Here is a 15288-nt window from a genome sequence, read left to right as displayed (position 1 = left end):
CGGACACGGACTCCGCGGGACGGCCCGCGTCGGAGAGAAGCGGGATGCCGGAACTCAGGCCTGCTGGACCCGCAGCGCCGCCCACAGTTCGGCGCGGGTGGCGAAGGAGCCGAGGTCGCGGTCGAGCAGACGCTCGGCGAGGGCGAGGCGCGTGCGGACGGTGTGCCGGTGGACTCCGAGAGCCTGAGCGGTGACCTCGTGCGAGCAGTCGTGGTCGAGCCAGGCCCGCAGAGTCTCGACGAGGCGTGATCCCTCGGCGTCGTCGTGCGCGGTCAGCGGCGCGAGTTCGGCGGCGGCGAGGCTCGGCGCTTCGGGCCCGAGGGCGGACAGCACGCCCGATGCCGCCACCTCGCGGAACGTGGTCACGGCATCGCGCCCGCGGTCGCGTGCGACCCGCGCCTGCTCCACCGCCGCCGCGAAGCGGTCGTAGCCGCCGGGATCGGACACCCCGATCCGTGCCCCGAACCGTTCGGCCGCTTCGTCGATCGCCTGCCGCTCGTCGGCCGGCACGACGATGACGACGCCGTCGTCCGCCCGGCCGAAGAACACCGCGCCGCGACGCTCGTCCGCGCGCAGCTCGAGGAGTTCCGCCAACCCGCTGTTGCGGGCGGCGGTGGCGTCGGTGAGGGCGACGACGATGGGGGCGGTCGGGAGCGGTCCCCACGCGTCGCGCGCGATGCGGCGCGCGAGTGTCGGGTCGTCCGTGAGCAGCGATTGGACGAGGCCCGCCCGCAGCGCACCGCGGGCACGGCCGAGGCCCTGGTGCTGCTCGAACGCGAGTCCGGCCATGGCGATGACCGCCGTGACCACTCCGCGCCCCTCCTGGTCGAGCTCGCCGGCGGCGATCGCGATGACTCCGCGGAGATGCCCTCCTCGGCCCAGGGTCTGCAGCGTGAACGGCCGTCCCGCGATCCGCAGCGCCGATGCCGCCCGGGCGCCCCGGCGGAGGACCGCGGCCACCTCGTTCCCGAGCGCCCCGGCGGTCTCGGCATCCAGATCATCGGCGGGATGCTCGCGCATGAGCTCTCCCGCCGCGTCGTACAACCCGACCCAGGTGCCCAGCTGGCGCGCCAGTTCGGCGAGGGTGGCGCCGAGTCCGTCGGGACGGAGCGCTGCGAGCGCGATCGACCGTTGCGCCGAGAGCGCCCAGGTGCGTCGGGCGAAGGCCTCGGCGGCGATGGCCTCCGCGTTGGCGCGGGCGACCGCGATGAACGGCGTGCGGTACGGGACCTCGAACAGCGGCAGGCCCGCGTCGCGGCAGGCGGCGGCGAGTTCGGGAGGGATGCCGTCGCGCACGACCTCCGTGCCGAATCCGAGGCCCGCGACGCCCCGCGCGGTCAGCCTCTGCACGTACTCGGCGGCCGATGTGGCGTCGCGGCCCTGGAACTGGGTCCCCGTCGTGAGCAGGACCTGACCGTCGGAGAGGAACGGCGTCGGGTCGGCGAGGTCGCTGCTGTGCACCCAGCGCACCGGGCGCTCGAGCACCGCCGGTTCGCCGTTCTCCAGGCGGAGGTGCAGATCCGGACGACGCAGCAGTGCGCCGAGAGTGGGGGTGTCGGTGGCGTCCATGGGGCTCCCGCGGAATCCGCTGTACTGGTCGTACAGCCGGGTATCCAGAATGTACATCACGGAGGGTGTCGGGTTTCGGCGCCCTTCCCTACGCTCGCGACATGACCGCACCGCACACCGTCACCGCGCCCCCCGTCGGCGGACCCTCGCTCCCGCAGGAGCGCCGCCTGGTCACGAGCATCCCCGGCCCCCGCTCGCAGGAGCTCCTCGAGCGCAAGGCCGCCGCGGTCTCCGCCGGCGTCGGCCACACCGCTCCCATCCACGCCGTCGCCGCCGGCGGGGGAGTGATCGTCGACGCCGACGGCAACTCGCTCATCGACCTCGGCTCCGGCATCGCCGTGACCAGCGTCGGCAATTCTCACCCGGCTGTGGTCGCCGCCGTGCAGGAGCAGGTCGCTGCCTTCACCCACACGTGCTTCATGGTGTCTCCCTACGACTCGTACGTCTCGGTGGCGGAGGCGCTGAACCGCCTCACCCCGGGCGACCACGCCAAGAAGAGCGCACTGTTCAACTCCGGTGCCGAGGCGGTCGAGAACGCGATCAAGATCGCGCGCAAGCACACCGGCCGCCAGGCGGTCGTCGCCTTCGACCACGCCTACCACGGGCGCACGAACCTCACGATGGCGCTGACGGCGAAGAACATGCCGTACAAGAGCGGCTTCGGGCCGTTCGCCGCCGAGGTCTACCGCGCCCCGCTGTCGTACCCCTACCGTGACGGCCTCTCCGGTGCCGAGGCGGCCGCGAAGGCGATCTCGCTCATCGAGAAGCAGGTGGGGGCCGAGAACCTCGCCGCCGTCATCATCGAGCCCATCCAGGGCGAGGGCGGCTTCATCGTCCCCGCCGAGGGCTTCCTCCCCGCGCTCGTGGACTGGTGCCGCGCGAACGGTGTGGTCTTCATCGCCGACGAAGTGCAGTCCGGCTTCGCCCGCACCGGTGCGATGTTCGCCTCGGAGATCTTCGGGATCGTCCCCGACCTCGTCACCACCGCGAAGGGCATCGCCGGCGGCCTGCCTCTGGCGGCCGTGACCGGTCGCGCGGAGATGATGGATGCCACCCACACCGGCGGCCTCGGCGGCACCTACGGCGGCAACCCGATCGCGTGCGCCGCGGCGCTCGCCGCGATCGACGCGTTCGAGAACGACGGTCTCGTCGAGCGGGCGCAGGCGATCGGCGAAGTGCTGAAGAGCCGTCTGCACGAGCTGCAGCAGGGCGACCCGCGCATCGGCGACGTCCGCGGACACGGCGCGATGATCGCGGCCGAGTTCGTCGACCCCGCCACCGGCGCGCCCGACGCCGCCCTCACCGCGGCCGTGGCCAAGGCCGCGATCGCCGAGGGCGTCATCGTGCTCACCTGCGGGACCTACGGCAACGTCATCCGGTTCCTCCCGCCCCTGTCCATCGGCGACGACCTCCTGAACGAGGGCCTGGACGTGGTCGCGGGAGTCCTCGCGCGCCACTGAGCACCAAGACCCGAGGGGGTGGCATACGACCCGAACGAGCCACCCCCTCGTCCGCACCATCCGGGTCACGAGGCAGAGAGAGAAGATTTCATGGACGAGATCACGCGTGACGTCGTCGTCATCGGGGCGGGAGCCGCGGGCCTCACCGCCGCGAACGACCTGCGCAAGGCCGGTCTGTCGGTCGTCGTGCTCGAGGCACGCGACCGCGTCGGCGGGCGGCTCTGGACCGACGTCGTCGACGGAGCCATGCTCGAGCTCGGCGGCCAGTGGGTCTCTCCCGACCAGCAGGCGCTCATCGACACCGTCGCCGACCTGGGGCTGTCGACCTACAGCCGTTACCGCGAGGGCGACAGCGTCTACGTCGGTCCCGACGGTGTGGCGCGGCGCTTCACCGGAGAGATGTTCCCCGTCGCGGCCTCGACCGAGAAGGTCATCGACGAGATCACCGCGCGCCTGGATGCCATGGTCGCCGAGATCGACCCCGACAAGCCGTGGGAGCACCCGAACGCCGCCGAGTGGGACAAGATCTCGTGGGACGCGTGGCTGCGTCAGCAGACCGACGACGACGAGGCGGTCCGCAACCTCGCCTTCGCCACGGGATCCGCGATGCTCACCAAGCCCACGCACACGTTCTCGCTGCTGCAGTCGCTGCTCATGGCGGCATCCGCCGGCTCGTACTCCCACCTCGTCGACGCCGACTTCATCCTCGACAAGCGCGTCGTCGGCGGCCTGCAGCAGGTGCCCGAGCTCCTCGCCGAGCGGCTCGGCGACGACGTGCTGCTGAACCAGCCGGTGCGTCGGATCGTCTGGGGTCCCGATGCGGTGGCCGCCGAGCGCCCCGCCGACTCCGTGACCGGACGCCGCGTGGACGACCTGCGTGCCCTGACGGCCCGTGTCGAGGCGGCGAAGTCCTCCTCCTCGGGCGTCACCGTCGTCACCGACGACCTCACCGTCCGCGCGCGCTTCGCGATCCTGGCGCTCGCCCCCGTGCTCTACCCGCGCATCTCCTTCGACCCGCCGCTGCCGCGCCGGCAGCACCAGATGCACCAGCACATCTCGATGGGCTTCGTCATCAAGGTGCACGCGGTCTACGACCGCCCCTTCTGGCGCGAGCAGGGACTCTCGGGCACCGCGTTCAGCCCCTACGAGCTCTCGCACGAGGCCTACGACAACACCAACCACGGCGACGAGCGCGGCACGCTGGTCGGCTTCGTCTCCGACCAGAACGCCGACGACCTGTTCCGTGTGAGCGCCGAGGAGCGCAAGGAGCGCATCCTCGAGTCGCTGTCCCACTACTACGGTCCCGAGGCGAAGAACCCGGTCGTCTACTACGAGAGCGACTGGGGCACCGAGGAGTGGACCCGCGGAGCGTACGCGGCGAGCTTCGACATGGGCGGTCTGAACCGTTACGGCGCCGACCTGCGTGAGCCCGTGGGCCCGATCCACCTCGCCTGCAGCGACATGGCGGGTGCCGGATACCAGCACGTCGACGGGGCGATCCGCCAGGGTCACCGCGCGGCCGACGAGATCCTCGAGCGGGCCCGCGGATGACCGCCCCGGTGGTCGTGGGATACACCGCGACCGACACCGGTGCCGACGCCCTCGCGCTCGGCATCCGGTTGGCCCGGGCGATCGGGGCACCGCTCGAGGTGGCCCTGGTGCTCCCCGACGACGCGCGCAGCGTGATCACGCCCCCGGATGCCGCCTACGCGCGGCTCGTGGCCGAGCAGGCGGAGCGATGGCTCGCCGAGGCGGCCGCCACGATCCGGGATGCCGTGCCCCACCGCGAGCATCTCCGGCACGCCGACTCGTTCGCGGAGGGCCTGCTGGGCTTCGCCGACGAGATCGGTGCCGGGTACATCGTCGTGGGGGCCGCGAACGGCGGCCTCCGCGGACGCCACCGCCTCGGCACCGTCGCCTCCGAGCTGCTGCACTCCTCGGACGTGCCCGTCGTCCTCGCCCCCGAGGGCTCACGCCGCGTCGACCCGGCGGTCGGAATCAGCCGGGTCACCGCCGCGATCGGCAGCCGGCCCGGGGCCGACGTGCTGCGCGAGGAGAGCATCGCGCTCTCGGCCGCGGCATCCGTCCCTCTGCGTCTGCTGTCTCTCGTGACCGTCGACCTGCCGCCCGGGCTCGAGACCGGAGCGATCCGCATCGCCGGTGCGCGGCACGCGGAGGAGGTCCTGTCCCAGGCCCGTGTCGAACTGCCCTCCGACGTCGCGGCCGAGGTCGTCGTCGCCGACGGCGACAGCATCGAGGAGGCCGTGCGCGACCTCCCGTGGGACCCCGCCGAGCTCGTCATGGTCGGCAGCAGCCGCCTCGCGCAGCCGCGCCGCCTGTTCCTGGGGTCGACCGCGGCGAAGATGCTGCACGAACTCCCCGTCCCCCTCGTCGTCGTGCCACGCAGTCGTGCCGACGTCTCCACCCCGGAAGGATCGCGGCCATGACCGCCCCCGCACCCACGACCGGCAGCGACGCCGGCGGCCTGTCGAAGAAGGGGTTGAGTGCCGGCACGATCGGACTGCTCGGCGCCGTCGTCATCGGCATCTCCTGCATCGCACCCGCGTACACCTTCACCGCCGCGATCGGCCCCACCGTCGGGGCCGTCGGCGTGCAGGTGCCGGCGATCATCCTCGTCGGGTTCATCCCGATGCTCCTGGTCGCCTTCGGCTACCGCGAGCTCAACAACCGCATGCCCGACTCGGGGACGTCGTTCACGTGGGCGGCCCGCGCCTTCGGCCCGTGGATCGGCTGGATGGCCGGCTGGGGGCTCATCGCCGCCACGGTCATCGTGCTGTCCAACCTCGCCGGCATCGCCGTCGACTTCCTCTTCCTGCTCATCTCGCAGCTCACCGGGCAGCCCGGCATCGCCGATCTGGCATCCAATCTCCCGATCAACATCGTGGTGTGCCTGCTGTTCGTGCTGGGCGCGACCGTGGTGTCGTACCGCGACATGCAGACGACGCAGAAGCTGCAGTACGTGCTCGTGGGATTCCAGGTGATCGTGCTCGTGGCGTTCGCCGTCGTCGCCGTCGCGCACGTCCTGCGGGGGGATGCCTACGACGCGACGCCCTTCGACTGGTCGTGGTTCAACCCGTTCGCGGTGTCGTCGTTCAGCGCCTTCGCCGCGGGGGTCTCGCTGTCGATCTTCATCTTCTGGGGATGGGACGTCACCCTCACCATGAACGAGGAGACGAAGGACCCCGAGAAGACCCCCGGGCGTGCGGCGACCATCACGGTCGTGACCATCGTGTCGCTGTATCTGCTGCTGGCGGTGTCGATGATCATGTTCGCCGGAATCGGCGACGGCGAGTTCGGTCTCGGCAACCCCGAGATCCAGGACAACGCCTTCTTCGCGCTCGCCGGACCCATCCTGGGGCCCTTCGCGGCGTTCGTCTCGCTCGCGGTGCTCACCAGCTCGGCCTCCTCCCTGCAGTCCACGTTCGTGGGGCCGGCGCGCACTCTGCTGGCGATGGGCCACTACGGGGCGTTGCCGCCGAAGTTCGCCGCGGTGAGCCCGCGGTTCTTCACCCCGGGCTACGCCACGATCGTGTCGGCGATCGTGGCCGCCGGGTTCTACGCCGTGATGCGCGTGGTGAGCGTCAACGTGCTCTCGGACACGATCCTCACCCTCGGCATCATGATCTGCTTCTACTACGGTCTGACGGCCTTCGCGTGCGTCTGGTACTTCCGGAAGCAGTGGTTCGACTCGGTGCGCAACGTCTTCTTCACGCTGCTCTTCCCGCTCGTGGGCGGGGTGATCCTCGCGGTGATCTTCGTCACGACGCTGATCGACAGCATGAACCCCGAGTACGGCAGCGGATCCGAGATCGGCGGTGTCGGACTGGTGTTCGTCCTCGGCGTCACCATCATCGTGCTCGGCGCGGTCATCATGGTGGTGCAGTACTTCCGCCGGCCGGCGTTCTTCCGTGGCGAGACGCTCTCGATCGACGCCCCGGCCAGCGCCCGCCGGGGCCGCCGCCTCGCCCGATGACCTCGACCACTCCGACCACGACACCGAACACGGGAGCCCACATGAGTGACTACGCCGTCGTCAACCCCGCCACGGGGGAGACCCTCGCCGAATACGACACCCTGTCCGACGCGGGCGTCGAGGCCGCCCTGACCGCCGCGCACGACGGTTACCGCGTGTGGTCGCGGACCGCTCCGGCCCAGCGTGCGGAGGCCCTGCGCCGCGTCGCCGAACTGCACCGCGAGCGTCGCGACGACCTCGCCGCGATCATCGTGCGCGAGATGGGAAAGCCGCTGGAGGCCGCGCTCGGCGAGGTCGACTTCGCCGCGGACATCACCGAGTACTACGCCGACAACATCGACAAGATCACCGGCGACAGCCCCATCGACATCCTCGGTGAGGGCACCGCGGTCATCCGCCGATCGGCACTCGGTCCGCTGCTGGGCATCATGCCCTGGAACTTCCCCTACTACCAGGTCGCCCGCTTCGCCGCCCCGAACCTCGCGGTGGGCAACAGCATCCTGCTCAAGCACGCGCCGCAGTGCCCCGAGTCCGCCGAGGCGCTGCAGCTGATCTACCGCGACGCCGGGCTCCCCGAGGGGGCGTACGTGAACATCCGCGTGTCCAACGACCAGGCCGCCACGATCATCGCGGACCGCCGCGTGCAGGGCGTCTCGGTCACCGGCTCCGAGCGTGCCGGTGCCGCGGTCGCCGAGATCGCCGGTCGCAACCTCAAGAAGGTCGCGCTCGAACTGGGCGGTTCCGACCCGTTCATCCTGCTCTCGACCGACGACCTGGATGCCGCCGTGCAGGCCGCCGCCGACGCGCGTCTGGACAACAACGGTCAGTCCTGCAACGGTGCCAAGCGGTTCATCGTCGTCGACGACCTGTACGACGCGTTCCTGTCGAAGTTCCGTGCCGCCCTCGGTGAGGCGAAGGTCGGCGACCCGTTCGCCGACGACACCGTTCTCGGGCCCCTCTCGTCGCTCGCCGCGGCGGAACGTCTCGACGAGCAGGTGCAGCGCGCCGTCGCCCAGGGCGCGACCCTGGAAGTCGGTGGCACGCGCGACGGCGCGTTCTACCCCGGCACGGTGCTCACGGGCGTCACGAGCGACATGGACGCCTACGGCGAGGAGTTCTTCGGCCCCGTGGCCACGGTCTACCGCGTCTCGGGCGAGGACGAGGCCGTCGCGATCGCGAACGACACCGGATTCGGTCTCGGCTCGTACGTCTTCACCACGGATGCCGCTCAGGCCGAGCGCGTCGCCGAGCGGATCGAGGCCGGGATGGTCTACGTGAACCTGGTGCTCGCCGACTCGCCCGAACTGCCGTTCGGCGGCGTGAAGCGCAGCGGCACCGCACGCGAGATGGGGCTCCTCGCGGCGGACGAGTTCGTGAACAAGAAGCTCATCCGCACGGCCTGAGTCGTGTCCGTCCCCCGGCGCGGTTCGCCACGTCGGGGGACATGGCATAGACTGGGACGTGCAGTAGAAATCTGCATTCTTTCGCCGTGCCCCGCGCACAGGCGGCATCCCTCCCCGAGAGATTCCTGGCGAAAGCGTGTCGGTTTCGCATCCTGGGCCCCCCGCGGGTCTTAGGGCGGTAGCTCAATTGGCAGAGCAGCGGTCTCCAAAACCGCAGGTTGCAGGTTCGATTCCTGTCCGCCCTGCGCACAGCGCACGCTGGCAACGAGAAGCGACCTAGGTGGTTCGATGACGCAGGACGAGGCGAAGGGCGAGATCGTCGCAGAACGCGGCGCGCCCCGTGAGAAGAAGCTCAACTTCTTCGCACGGATCGCTCTTTTCATCCGTCAGGTCATCGCGGAACTGCGCAAGGTCGTCACCCCGACGCGGCAGGAACTCGTCAAGTTCACCGCCGTGGTCCTCGGATTCGTCGTCGTGATGATGGCTCTCGTGTACGGCCTCGACGTGCTGTTCGTGTGGCTGACCAGCGCCGTGTTCGGCGTCCCCGGCGGCGCCGGCGCCTGACCGGCGCTTCGGCGGACGCGCGGCCCCACGAGCGGCCGCCCCAGAACGGAAGAGATCACCAGTGTCTGAAAGATATGTCGACGACGCCGATTGGGCGCCCACGGCCGAGCAGTCCAGCGAGGACGACGAGGCGCAGGAGGGCGACATCCTGGCATCCCAGGAGCACGCTTCGGATGCGGCCGAGCACACCGCCATCCACATCGTCGACGACGAGAACGACGACGTCGACGACGAGCTCGACGACATCGACATCACCGACCCGGAGGCCGACGCCATCGTGAACGACGCTCTCGAGATCGACGAGGCCAGCGAGGCCGAGGCCGCCGCCGAGGTGCTCAACGAGTCCCTCGAAGAGGAAGCCGCCGAGGAGGCCGCGGAGGCCGCCGACGAGGTCACCCCCTACGACGGTCCCGACATCAACGGCGAGCCCGACGCGCCCGTCCTCGACGAGGAGTTCGTCGAGGAGGTCTCGGCCGCCGCCGGCGTGGTCGACGAGGCCGAGGCATCCCTGTCTCCCGCCGACGCCCCGGTCGACGAGGACTCCGCCGACGACGAAGACCTCGACCCCTACGAGGCGTTCCGGGTCGAGCTGCGCTCGCTGCCGGGCAAGTGGTACGTCATCCACTCGTACGCGGGCTTCGAGCGCAAGGTGAAGGCCAACATCGAGCAGCGCAAGTCGACGCTCGAGGTCGAGGACGACATCTACCAGGTCGAGGTCCCGATGGAGGACGTCGTCGAGATCAAGAACGGCCAGCGCAAGATGGTCACGCGTGTCCGCATCCCCGGATACGTCCTCGTGCGCATGGATCTGAACGAAGACACCTGGTCGGTCGTGCGTCACACCCCCGGCGTCACGGGCTTCGTGGGCAACGCCCACAACCCCACGCCGCTGCGTTTCGACGAGGCGTTCAACATGCTCAAGAGCCTCGTCGAGGTGAAGGAGACCGCACCGGCCAAGGGCGGTGCCGCCAAGGGTGCTCCCGTCGCCCAGCGCGTCATCCCCGCCGAGGTCGACTTCGAGGCCGGCGAGACGATCACGATCAAGGAGGGCTCGTTCGCGGGTCTTCCCGGCACGATCAGCGAGATCAAGCCCGAGAGCGGCAAGCTCACGGTGCTCGTGTCGCTCTTCGAGCGCGAGACCCCGGTCGAGCTGTCGTTCGACCAGGTCACCAAGATGCTCTGACGCCCCGCGCGTTCGTGAACGCCCCGCCCGGCCTGTGCCGTGCGGGGCGTTCGCGGTTTCGCGGCGGGGCGGTGCCCGGCGGGGCGGGTCTGTCGCTGCGGCATTGAGTCGCCGCCCATCGCCGATAAACGCTCTTCGCGGCGAGACACGGCTTGCCGTGCCGTTCCTCGTCGCGGATGCTGTTTATCGCGGAGGCTACCGGGAGCGCGGATTGCGGCCGATGCCGAGCAGCTGCGCGGTGTCGGCCGGGCGGACGAGCGGGAGCCCCGCGGCTCTCAACGCGTCGTAGGGTCCGTCCCCGCGGAGGGCGCCGGCGTAATCCCAGCGCGCGATACGCCAGCCTGCGCGCCGCAGCGCGTCCTCGCGGCGCTTCTCGTTGCGAACGGTCATCGCCGCATCAGCGGGGTCGTCGTCGCTGTACTTCATCCATCCGTCGACCTCGCCGAGCACCCGGAACTCGGGCCAGCAGAAGTCGGACCGGTACACGCGTCCGGCCACGCGGTGCTCCGCCTGCAGCAGCGGTTCCGGGAAACCGTGCCAGTGTGCGACCGCTCGGCTCACGGACTCCGCGACGGACTCGGAGTCCCCGGTCATGTGCTCGCACACCCACTCGACGCGGCGGCGCCCCCGGATGGAGCGCTGCGCGGACATCGTCTCCCGGACCCAGTCCGGTGTCACGTCGAACCGACGCGACGCCGCATCGGCGACCGACAGGCCGAACGCGGGCGGCAGTGCGCGTGCGAGGTCGACCACCGCGTCGACCGGACGGGAGATGCGTCGCCCCTCGACGGTCGTGCAGCGACGTGCGTCGGCGCTGGTGTGGGCGATCACATCCCCATGGGCGAGAGATCGAGAACGTCTGTCGTCGAAGACATGGATGCGAAGGGGGTGCCCGAACAGCGGCAAGCCCAGGAGCGCGGCGGCCGACTCGTGCGAGAAGATCGCGTCCGGCCGGATCAACGCGTACGCGTGCACGCGCGCCAGATACCTGTCCCAGGGGGCGAGGCCGTCCCAGTCCTCCCGCCGGGTGTAGACCCCGGGTCGCACGCGGTGGAGGTCGCCGTCCTTGTGCGGGTACCGGCCCGCACGCTCGGCATCCGCCGTCCGGATGAGCGGCGCGGGGGAGGGGCGGAGGGCGAGAGCGTGCATTGGCCGAGGATGCCAGGTGCGGGCGAGCCCGATCGGCAGCCTGTGGATAACTCGCGCGCGGCACGGCATCCGCCTCTTCGTCACTGATAAACGCGATCGGCGGCGAGAAATTGCTCGTCGCGCCGTGTCTCGTCGTAGATGCCGTTTATCGCGGAAAGGGGCGCGGGCGCAGGGCGCGGAACGCGGCCGGGGAGCGGGGGAACGCGGATGCCGGGACATCGCGTATGATGGGGAGGTTGCTCGTGCGTCTGTACGAGCGCGACCGCTGTCCGGAACGGCCGGACGTGCGGGAGAGAGGGCGCCGCGAGGCGCCCGCTCGAGAGAGGAAAAGGATATGGCACCCAAGAAAAAGGTGACCGGCCTGATCAAGCTCCAGATCAAGGCGGGCGCGGCCAACCCCGCGCCGCCCATCGGTCCGGCGCTCGGTCAGCACGGCGTCAACATCATGGAGTTCTGCAAGGCGTACAACGCGGCGACCGAGGCCCAGCGCGGCAACGTCATCCCCGTCGAGATCACCGTCTACGAGGACCGCAGCTTCACGTTCATCCTGAAGACGCCCCCCGCCGCCGAGCTCATCAAGAAGGCCGCCGGTCTCGCCAAGGGCTCGTCCACGCCCCACACGGTCAAGGTGGGCAAGCTCACCAAGGACCAGGTTCGCGAGATCGCCACGACCAAGCAGCCCGACCTGAACGCGAACGACATCGAGGCCGCGGCCAAGATCATCGCCGGCACCGCCCGTTCCATGGGCATCACGGTCGAGGACTGAGGGAGATAACAATGGCTACCAAGTCCAAGGCATTCCGCGCCGCTGCTGAGAAGATCGCGGCCGACACGTTCTACACCCCCGCCGAGGCCGTCGCCCTGGCGAAGGAGACCGGCTCGAAGAAGTTCGACTCGACCGTCGAGGTCGCGCTGAAGCTCTCGGTCGACCCCCGTAAGGCCGACCAGATGGTCCGCGGCACGGTCATCCTGCCCCACGGCACGGGTAAGACCGCGCGCGTCATCGTCTTCGCCAACGGCCCCGCGGCCGAGGCGGCTCTCGCCGCAGGTGCCGACGAGGTCGGCGGCGCCGAGCTCATCGAGAAGGTCGCCGGCGGGTACACCTCGTTCGACGCCGCCGTCGCCACCCCCGAGCTCATGGGCCAGGTCGGTCGCCTCGGTAAGGTCCTCGGACCCCGCGGCCTCATGCCGAACCCCAAGACCGGCACCGTGACCCCCAACCCGGCCAAGGCCGTCGAGGAGATCAAGGGCGGAAAGATCGAGTTCCGCGTCGACAAGCACGCCAACGTGCACTTCGTCGTCGGCAAGGCCTCGTTCTCGGCCGAGCAGCTCGACGAGAACCTGAAGGCTGCGCTCGAGGAGATCGTCCGCCTCAAGCCGTCCAGCTCGAAGGGCCGTTACATCCAGAAGGGCGCCGTTTCGACCACCTTCGGTCCCGGCATCCCGCTGGACGTCAACTCGCTCGTCTGACATCCCCGTCGAAAGCCCCGCTGCGCCTCGCGCCGGCGGGGCTTTCGCGTGCTCTGCACGAACGTGCAATACGGCGTCATCCGGGAAGGATGCCGCCCCGACCCGTGTTGGGCTGGGGGTGCCTTCGCGCACACCCCCGGACCCCAACCCGCACCACAGCAAGGAACAGCCATGCCCCGTCGTCGTCTTCCCGTCCTCGCCGCCGCCCTCGGCGCCCTCGCGCTCGCGCTCACCGCGTGCAGCGGCGGCTCCACGTCCGGATCGACCGAGCAGGGCGACGCGTACGGTCTCGTGACCGGCGGCACGCTCACCGTCGCCACCGAGGGCACGTACCGCCCCTTCTCGTTCCACGACGAGTCCGGCGCCCTGACCGGATACGACGTCGAGATCGCGCAGGCCGTCGCCGACAAGCTGGGGCTGAAGGTGCGTTTCCAGGAGACCCAGTGGGATGCCATCTTCGCCGGGCTCGACGCGGGACGCTTCGACGTCATCGCGAACCAGGTGTCGATCACTCCCGAGCGCCAGGCGAAGTACCTCTTCAGCTCCCCGTACACGGTGTCGCGCGGTGTCGTGGTGACCACCGAGGACGACTCGTCGATCTCGAGCTTCGCCGACCTCGCCGGCAAGACCACCGCCCAGTCGCTCACGAGCAACTGGTACGAGCTGGCCACCTCCAGCGGCGCCCAGGTCGAGGCCGTCGAGGGATGGGCCCAGGCCGTCGCCCTGCTGAAGCAGGGCCGTGTCGATGCGACGGTCAACGATCAGCTGACCTACCTCGACTACGCGAAGACCAACAGCCCCACGGGTCTGAAGATCGCCGCCGAGACCGAGGACACCTCGGAGAGCGCCTTCGCGACGGTGAAGGACAAGCAGGCTCTGACGGATGCCATCGACGGCGCACTCGAGGAGCTCCGGGCCGACGGCACCCTGGCGGAGATCAGCCAGAAGTACTTCGGCGCCGACGTCACGAAGTAAACCCCGGACGCGCGCCCGCTGCTCCCGCCTAGCGTGGGGGGGCGGGCGCGCCGCGTTCGCCACTGGAAGGAGGCCGAGTGAACGACATCTGGACCCTGCTGCTCGATTCGTTCTGGCCCATGGTGCTGGCGGGGCTGCGGGGCACCATCCCGCTGTCGCTGGCGTCGTTCGCCATCGGGTTGGTCATCGCCCTCGGGATGGCGCTGCTCCGGCTTTCGCGCAACGTCGTCCTGCGCGGCATCGCGCGGTTCTACATCTCGGTCATCCGGGGGACGCCTCTGCTGGTGCAGCTGTTCGTCATCTTCTACGGGCTGCCGGCGGTCGGGGTCGTCATCGACCCGTTCCCGGCCGCGGTCATCGCGTTCTCGCTGAACGTCGGCGGGTACGCCGCCGAGGTCATCCGTGCCGCGATCCTCTCGGTTCCGCGCGGCCAATGGGAGGCGGCGCACGTCGTCGGTCTGTCGCGCCGCAAGACCCTGACGCGGATCATCCTGCCGCAGGCCGCGCGGGTGTCCGTGCCGCCGCTGTCCAACACGTTCATCTCGTTGGTGAAGGACAGCTCTCTGGCATCCCTCATCCTGGTGACGGAGCTGTTCCGGCAGGCCCAGAACATCGCCGCCTTCTCGTACGAGTTCATGGCGGTGTACCTGGAAGCGGCCCTGATCTACTGGCTGTTCTGCCTCGTCCTGTCGGCGGGGCAGGGCGTGCTCGAAAGGAGGCTCGATCGCCATGTCGCTCGGTGACGACGCCCTGACCCCCGTGGATGCCCCGCTGTTGAGGGTGACCGGCCTGCAGAAGAGCTTCGGCTCGAACCGCGTGCTCGACGGCGTGGATCTCGAGGTCCGTCGCGGCGAGGTCCTCGTGCTGATCGGACCCTCGGGCTCCGGTAAGACCACGGTGCTCCGCTGCCTCAACGGACTCGAGACGCCCGACGCGGGTGTCGCGTCCTTCGACGGCGGTCCGACGATCGATTTCGGACGAAAGGCGTCGAAGGCGGATCTCGGCGCCCTGCGCGACCGCTCCGCGATGGTCTTCCAGCACCACAACCTCTTCCCGCACCTCACCGTCCTCCAGAACGTCATCGAGGGTCCGGTGCAGGCGCACGGCGTGCCGAAGGCCGAGGCGATCGTCCGCGCCGAGGCCCTGCTGGCCCGCGTGGGGCTGACGGACAAGCGCGACGCGTACCCCTCCGAACTCTCCGGCGGTCAGCAGCAACGCGTCGGGATCGTGCGGGCGCTCGCCCTGCAGCCCGGCCTCCTTCTCTTCGACGAACCGACGAGCGCGCTCGACCCCGAGTTGGTGGGGGAGGTGCTGAAGGTGCTGCGCGGTCTCGCCGACGAGGGCTGGACGATGGTCATCGTCACGCACGAACTGGGGTTCGCGCGCGAGGTCGCCGACGAGGTGCTCTTCTTCGACGAGGGCGTGATCGTGGAGCGCGGTGAGCCCCAGGTGCTCTTCACCGCGCCGGAGAAGGAGCGCACGCGCCGATTCCTCGACCGTCTCCTCCGGCCGCTGGACTGA

At 70.0% G+C, this 15288-nt stretch carries 14 protein-coding genes and 1 tRNA gene; 13 read left to right on the top strand and 2 right to left on the bottom strand.

Going from position 1 to position 15288, the window contains the following annotated elements:
- Positions 1–54: 54 nt before the first annotated feature.
- Positions 55–1626 (bottom strand): PucR family transcriptional regulator, encoded by a 1572-nt coding sequence (locus BGO45_RS06160; RefSeq protein WP_366515031.1) that lies wholly within the window; start codon positions 1624–1626, stop codon positions 55–57.
- A 44-nt stretch (positions 1627–1670) separates the two neighbouring features.
- Here BGO45_RS06160 and gabT point away from each other — a divergent pair, with 44 nt between their 5' ends.
- The 8 genes from gabT (at position 1671) to nusG (ending at position 10173) form a co-directional block, all read left to right on the top strand.
- The gene (gene gabT, locus BGO45_RS06155) at positions 1671–3029 is read left to right on the top strand and encodes a 4-aminobutyrate--2-oxoglutarate transaminase (protein ID WP_292691831.1); all 1359 of its coding nucleotides are present in this window, start codon (positions 1671–1673) and stop codon (positions 3027–3029) included.
- 90 nt (positions 3030–3119) lie between these two features.
- Positions 3120–4580, top strand: coding sequence for an NAD(P)/FAD-dependent oxidoreductase (locus tag BGO45_RS06150; protein ID WP_076494477.1), 1461 nt, complete (start codon positions 3120–3122; stop codon positions 4578–4580).
- A complete protein-coding gene (locus tag BGO45_RS06145) occupies positions 4577–5476 on the top strand; it encodes a universal stress protein (RefSeq protein WP_076494480.1) in 900 nt (299 codons plus the stop codon). The genes BGO45_RS06150 and BGO45_RS06145 overlap by 4 nt, the downstream gene beginning before the upstream one ends.
- Complete coding sequence (locus BGO45_RS06140; protein ID WP_076494482.1) at positions 5473–7023, top strand: APC family permease; 1551 nt, start codon at positions 5473–5475, stop codon at positions 7021–7023. The genes BGO45_RS06145 and BGO45_RS06140 overlap by 4 nt, the downstream gene beginning before the upstream one ends.
- Positions 7024–7064: 41 nt before the next feature.
- Positions 7065–8426 (top strand): NAD-dependent succinate-semialdehyde dehydrogenase, encoded by a 1362-nt coding sequence (locus tag BGO45_RS06135; protein ID WP_292691830.1) that lies wholly within the window; start codon positions 7065–7067, stop codon positions 8424–8426.
- Positions 8427–8598: 172 nt separating this feature from the next.
- Positions 8599–8671: transfer RNA gene (locus tag BGO45_RS06130), tRNA-Trp, on the top strand.
- A gap of 43 nt (positions 8672–8714) precedes the next feature.
- A complete protein-coding gene (gene secE, locus BGO45_RS06125; protein WP_076494485.1) occupies positions 8715–8990 on the top strand; it encodes a preprotein translocase subunit SecE in 276 nt (91 codons plus the stop codon).
- 61 nt (positions 8991–9051) lie between these two features.
- Entirely contained in the window at positions 9052–10173 is a 1122-nt protein-coding gene (nusG, locus tag BGO45_RS06120; RefSeq protein WP_292691826.1) for a transcription termination/antitermination protein NusG, read from the top strand.
- A gap of 195 nt (positions 10174–10368) precedes the next feature.
- Here the strand turns inward: nusG and BGO45_RS06115 are convergent, their stop codons facing one another.
- Entirely contained in the window at positions 10369–11322 is a 954-nt protein-coding gene (locus BGO45_RS06115; protein ID WP_292691824.1) for a hypothetical protein, read from the bottom strand.
- Between the two features lie 334 nt (positions 11323–11656).
- On the opposite strand from BGO45_RS06115, the gene rplK reads away from it, so the two are divergent.
- The 5 genes from rplK to BGO45_RS06090 all read left to right on the top strand — a co-directional run bounded on the left by rplK (position 11657) and on the right by BGO45_RS06090 (position 15288).
- Positions 11657–12088 carry a 50S ribosomal protein L11 gene (rplK, locus tag BGO45_RS06110; protein ID WP_076494491.1) on the top strand — a complete coding sequence of 144 codons (432 nt, stop codon included), beginning with the start codon at positions 11657–11659 and terminating at the stop codon, positions 12086–12088.
- Positions 12089–12099: 11 nt separating this feature from the next.
- Positions 12100–12792, top strand: a complete 693-nt coding sequence (gene rplA, locus BGO45_RS06105) for a 50S ribosomal protein L1 (protein ID WP_076494493.1) — start codon at positions 12100–12102, stop codon at positions 12790–12792.
- Between the two features lie 171 nt (positions 12793–12963).
- Positions 12964–13767 carry an amino acid ABC transporter substrate-binding protein gene (locus BGO45_RS06100; RefSeq protein ID WP_292691821.1) on the top strand — a complete coding sequence of 268 codons (804 nt, stop codon included), beginning with the start codon at positions 12964–12966 and terminating at the stop codon, positions 13765–13767.
- 77 nt (positions 13768–13844) lie between these two features.
- Positions 13845–14510 carry an amino acid ABC transporter permease gene (locus BGO45_RS06095; protein WP_292691819.1) on the top strand — a complete coding sequence of 222 codons (666 nt, stop codon included), beginning with the start codon at positions 13845–13847 and terminating at the stop codon, positions 14508–14510.
- Positions 14497–15288, top strand: coding sequence for an amino acid ABC transporter ATP-binding protein (locus BGO45_RS06090; RefSeq protein ID WP_292691817.1), 792 nt, complete (start codon positions 14497–14499; stop codon positions 15286–15288). Before BGO45_RS06095 ends, BGO45_RS06090 begins: the two co-directional genes overlap by 14 nt.

The sequence above is a fragment of the Microbacterium sp. 71-36 genome (assembly GCF_001898305.1).
In the GTDB taxonomy this organism is placed as follows: Bacteria; Actinomycetota; Actinomycetes; order Actinomycetales; family Microbacteriaceae; genus Microbacterium.
The sequence above is the reverse complement of the archived record's forward strand: the minus strand, read 5'-3'. Positions and strand labels throughout refer to the sequence as shown.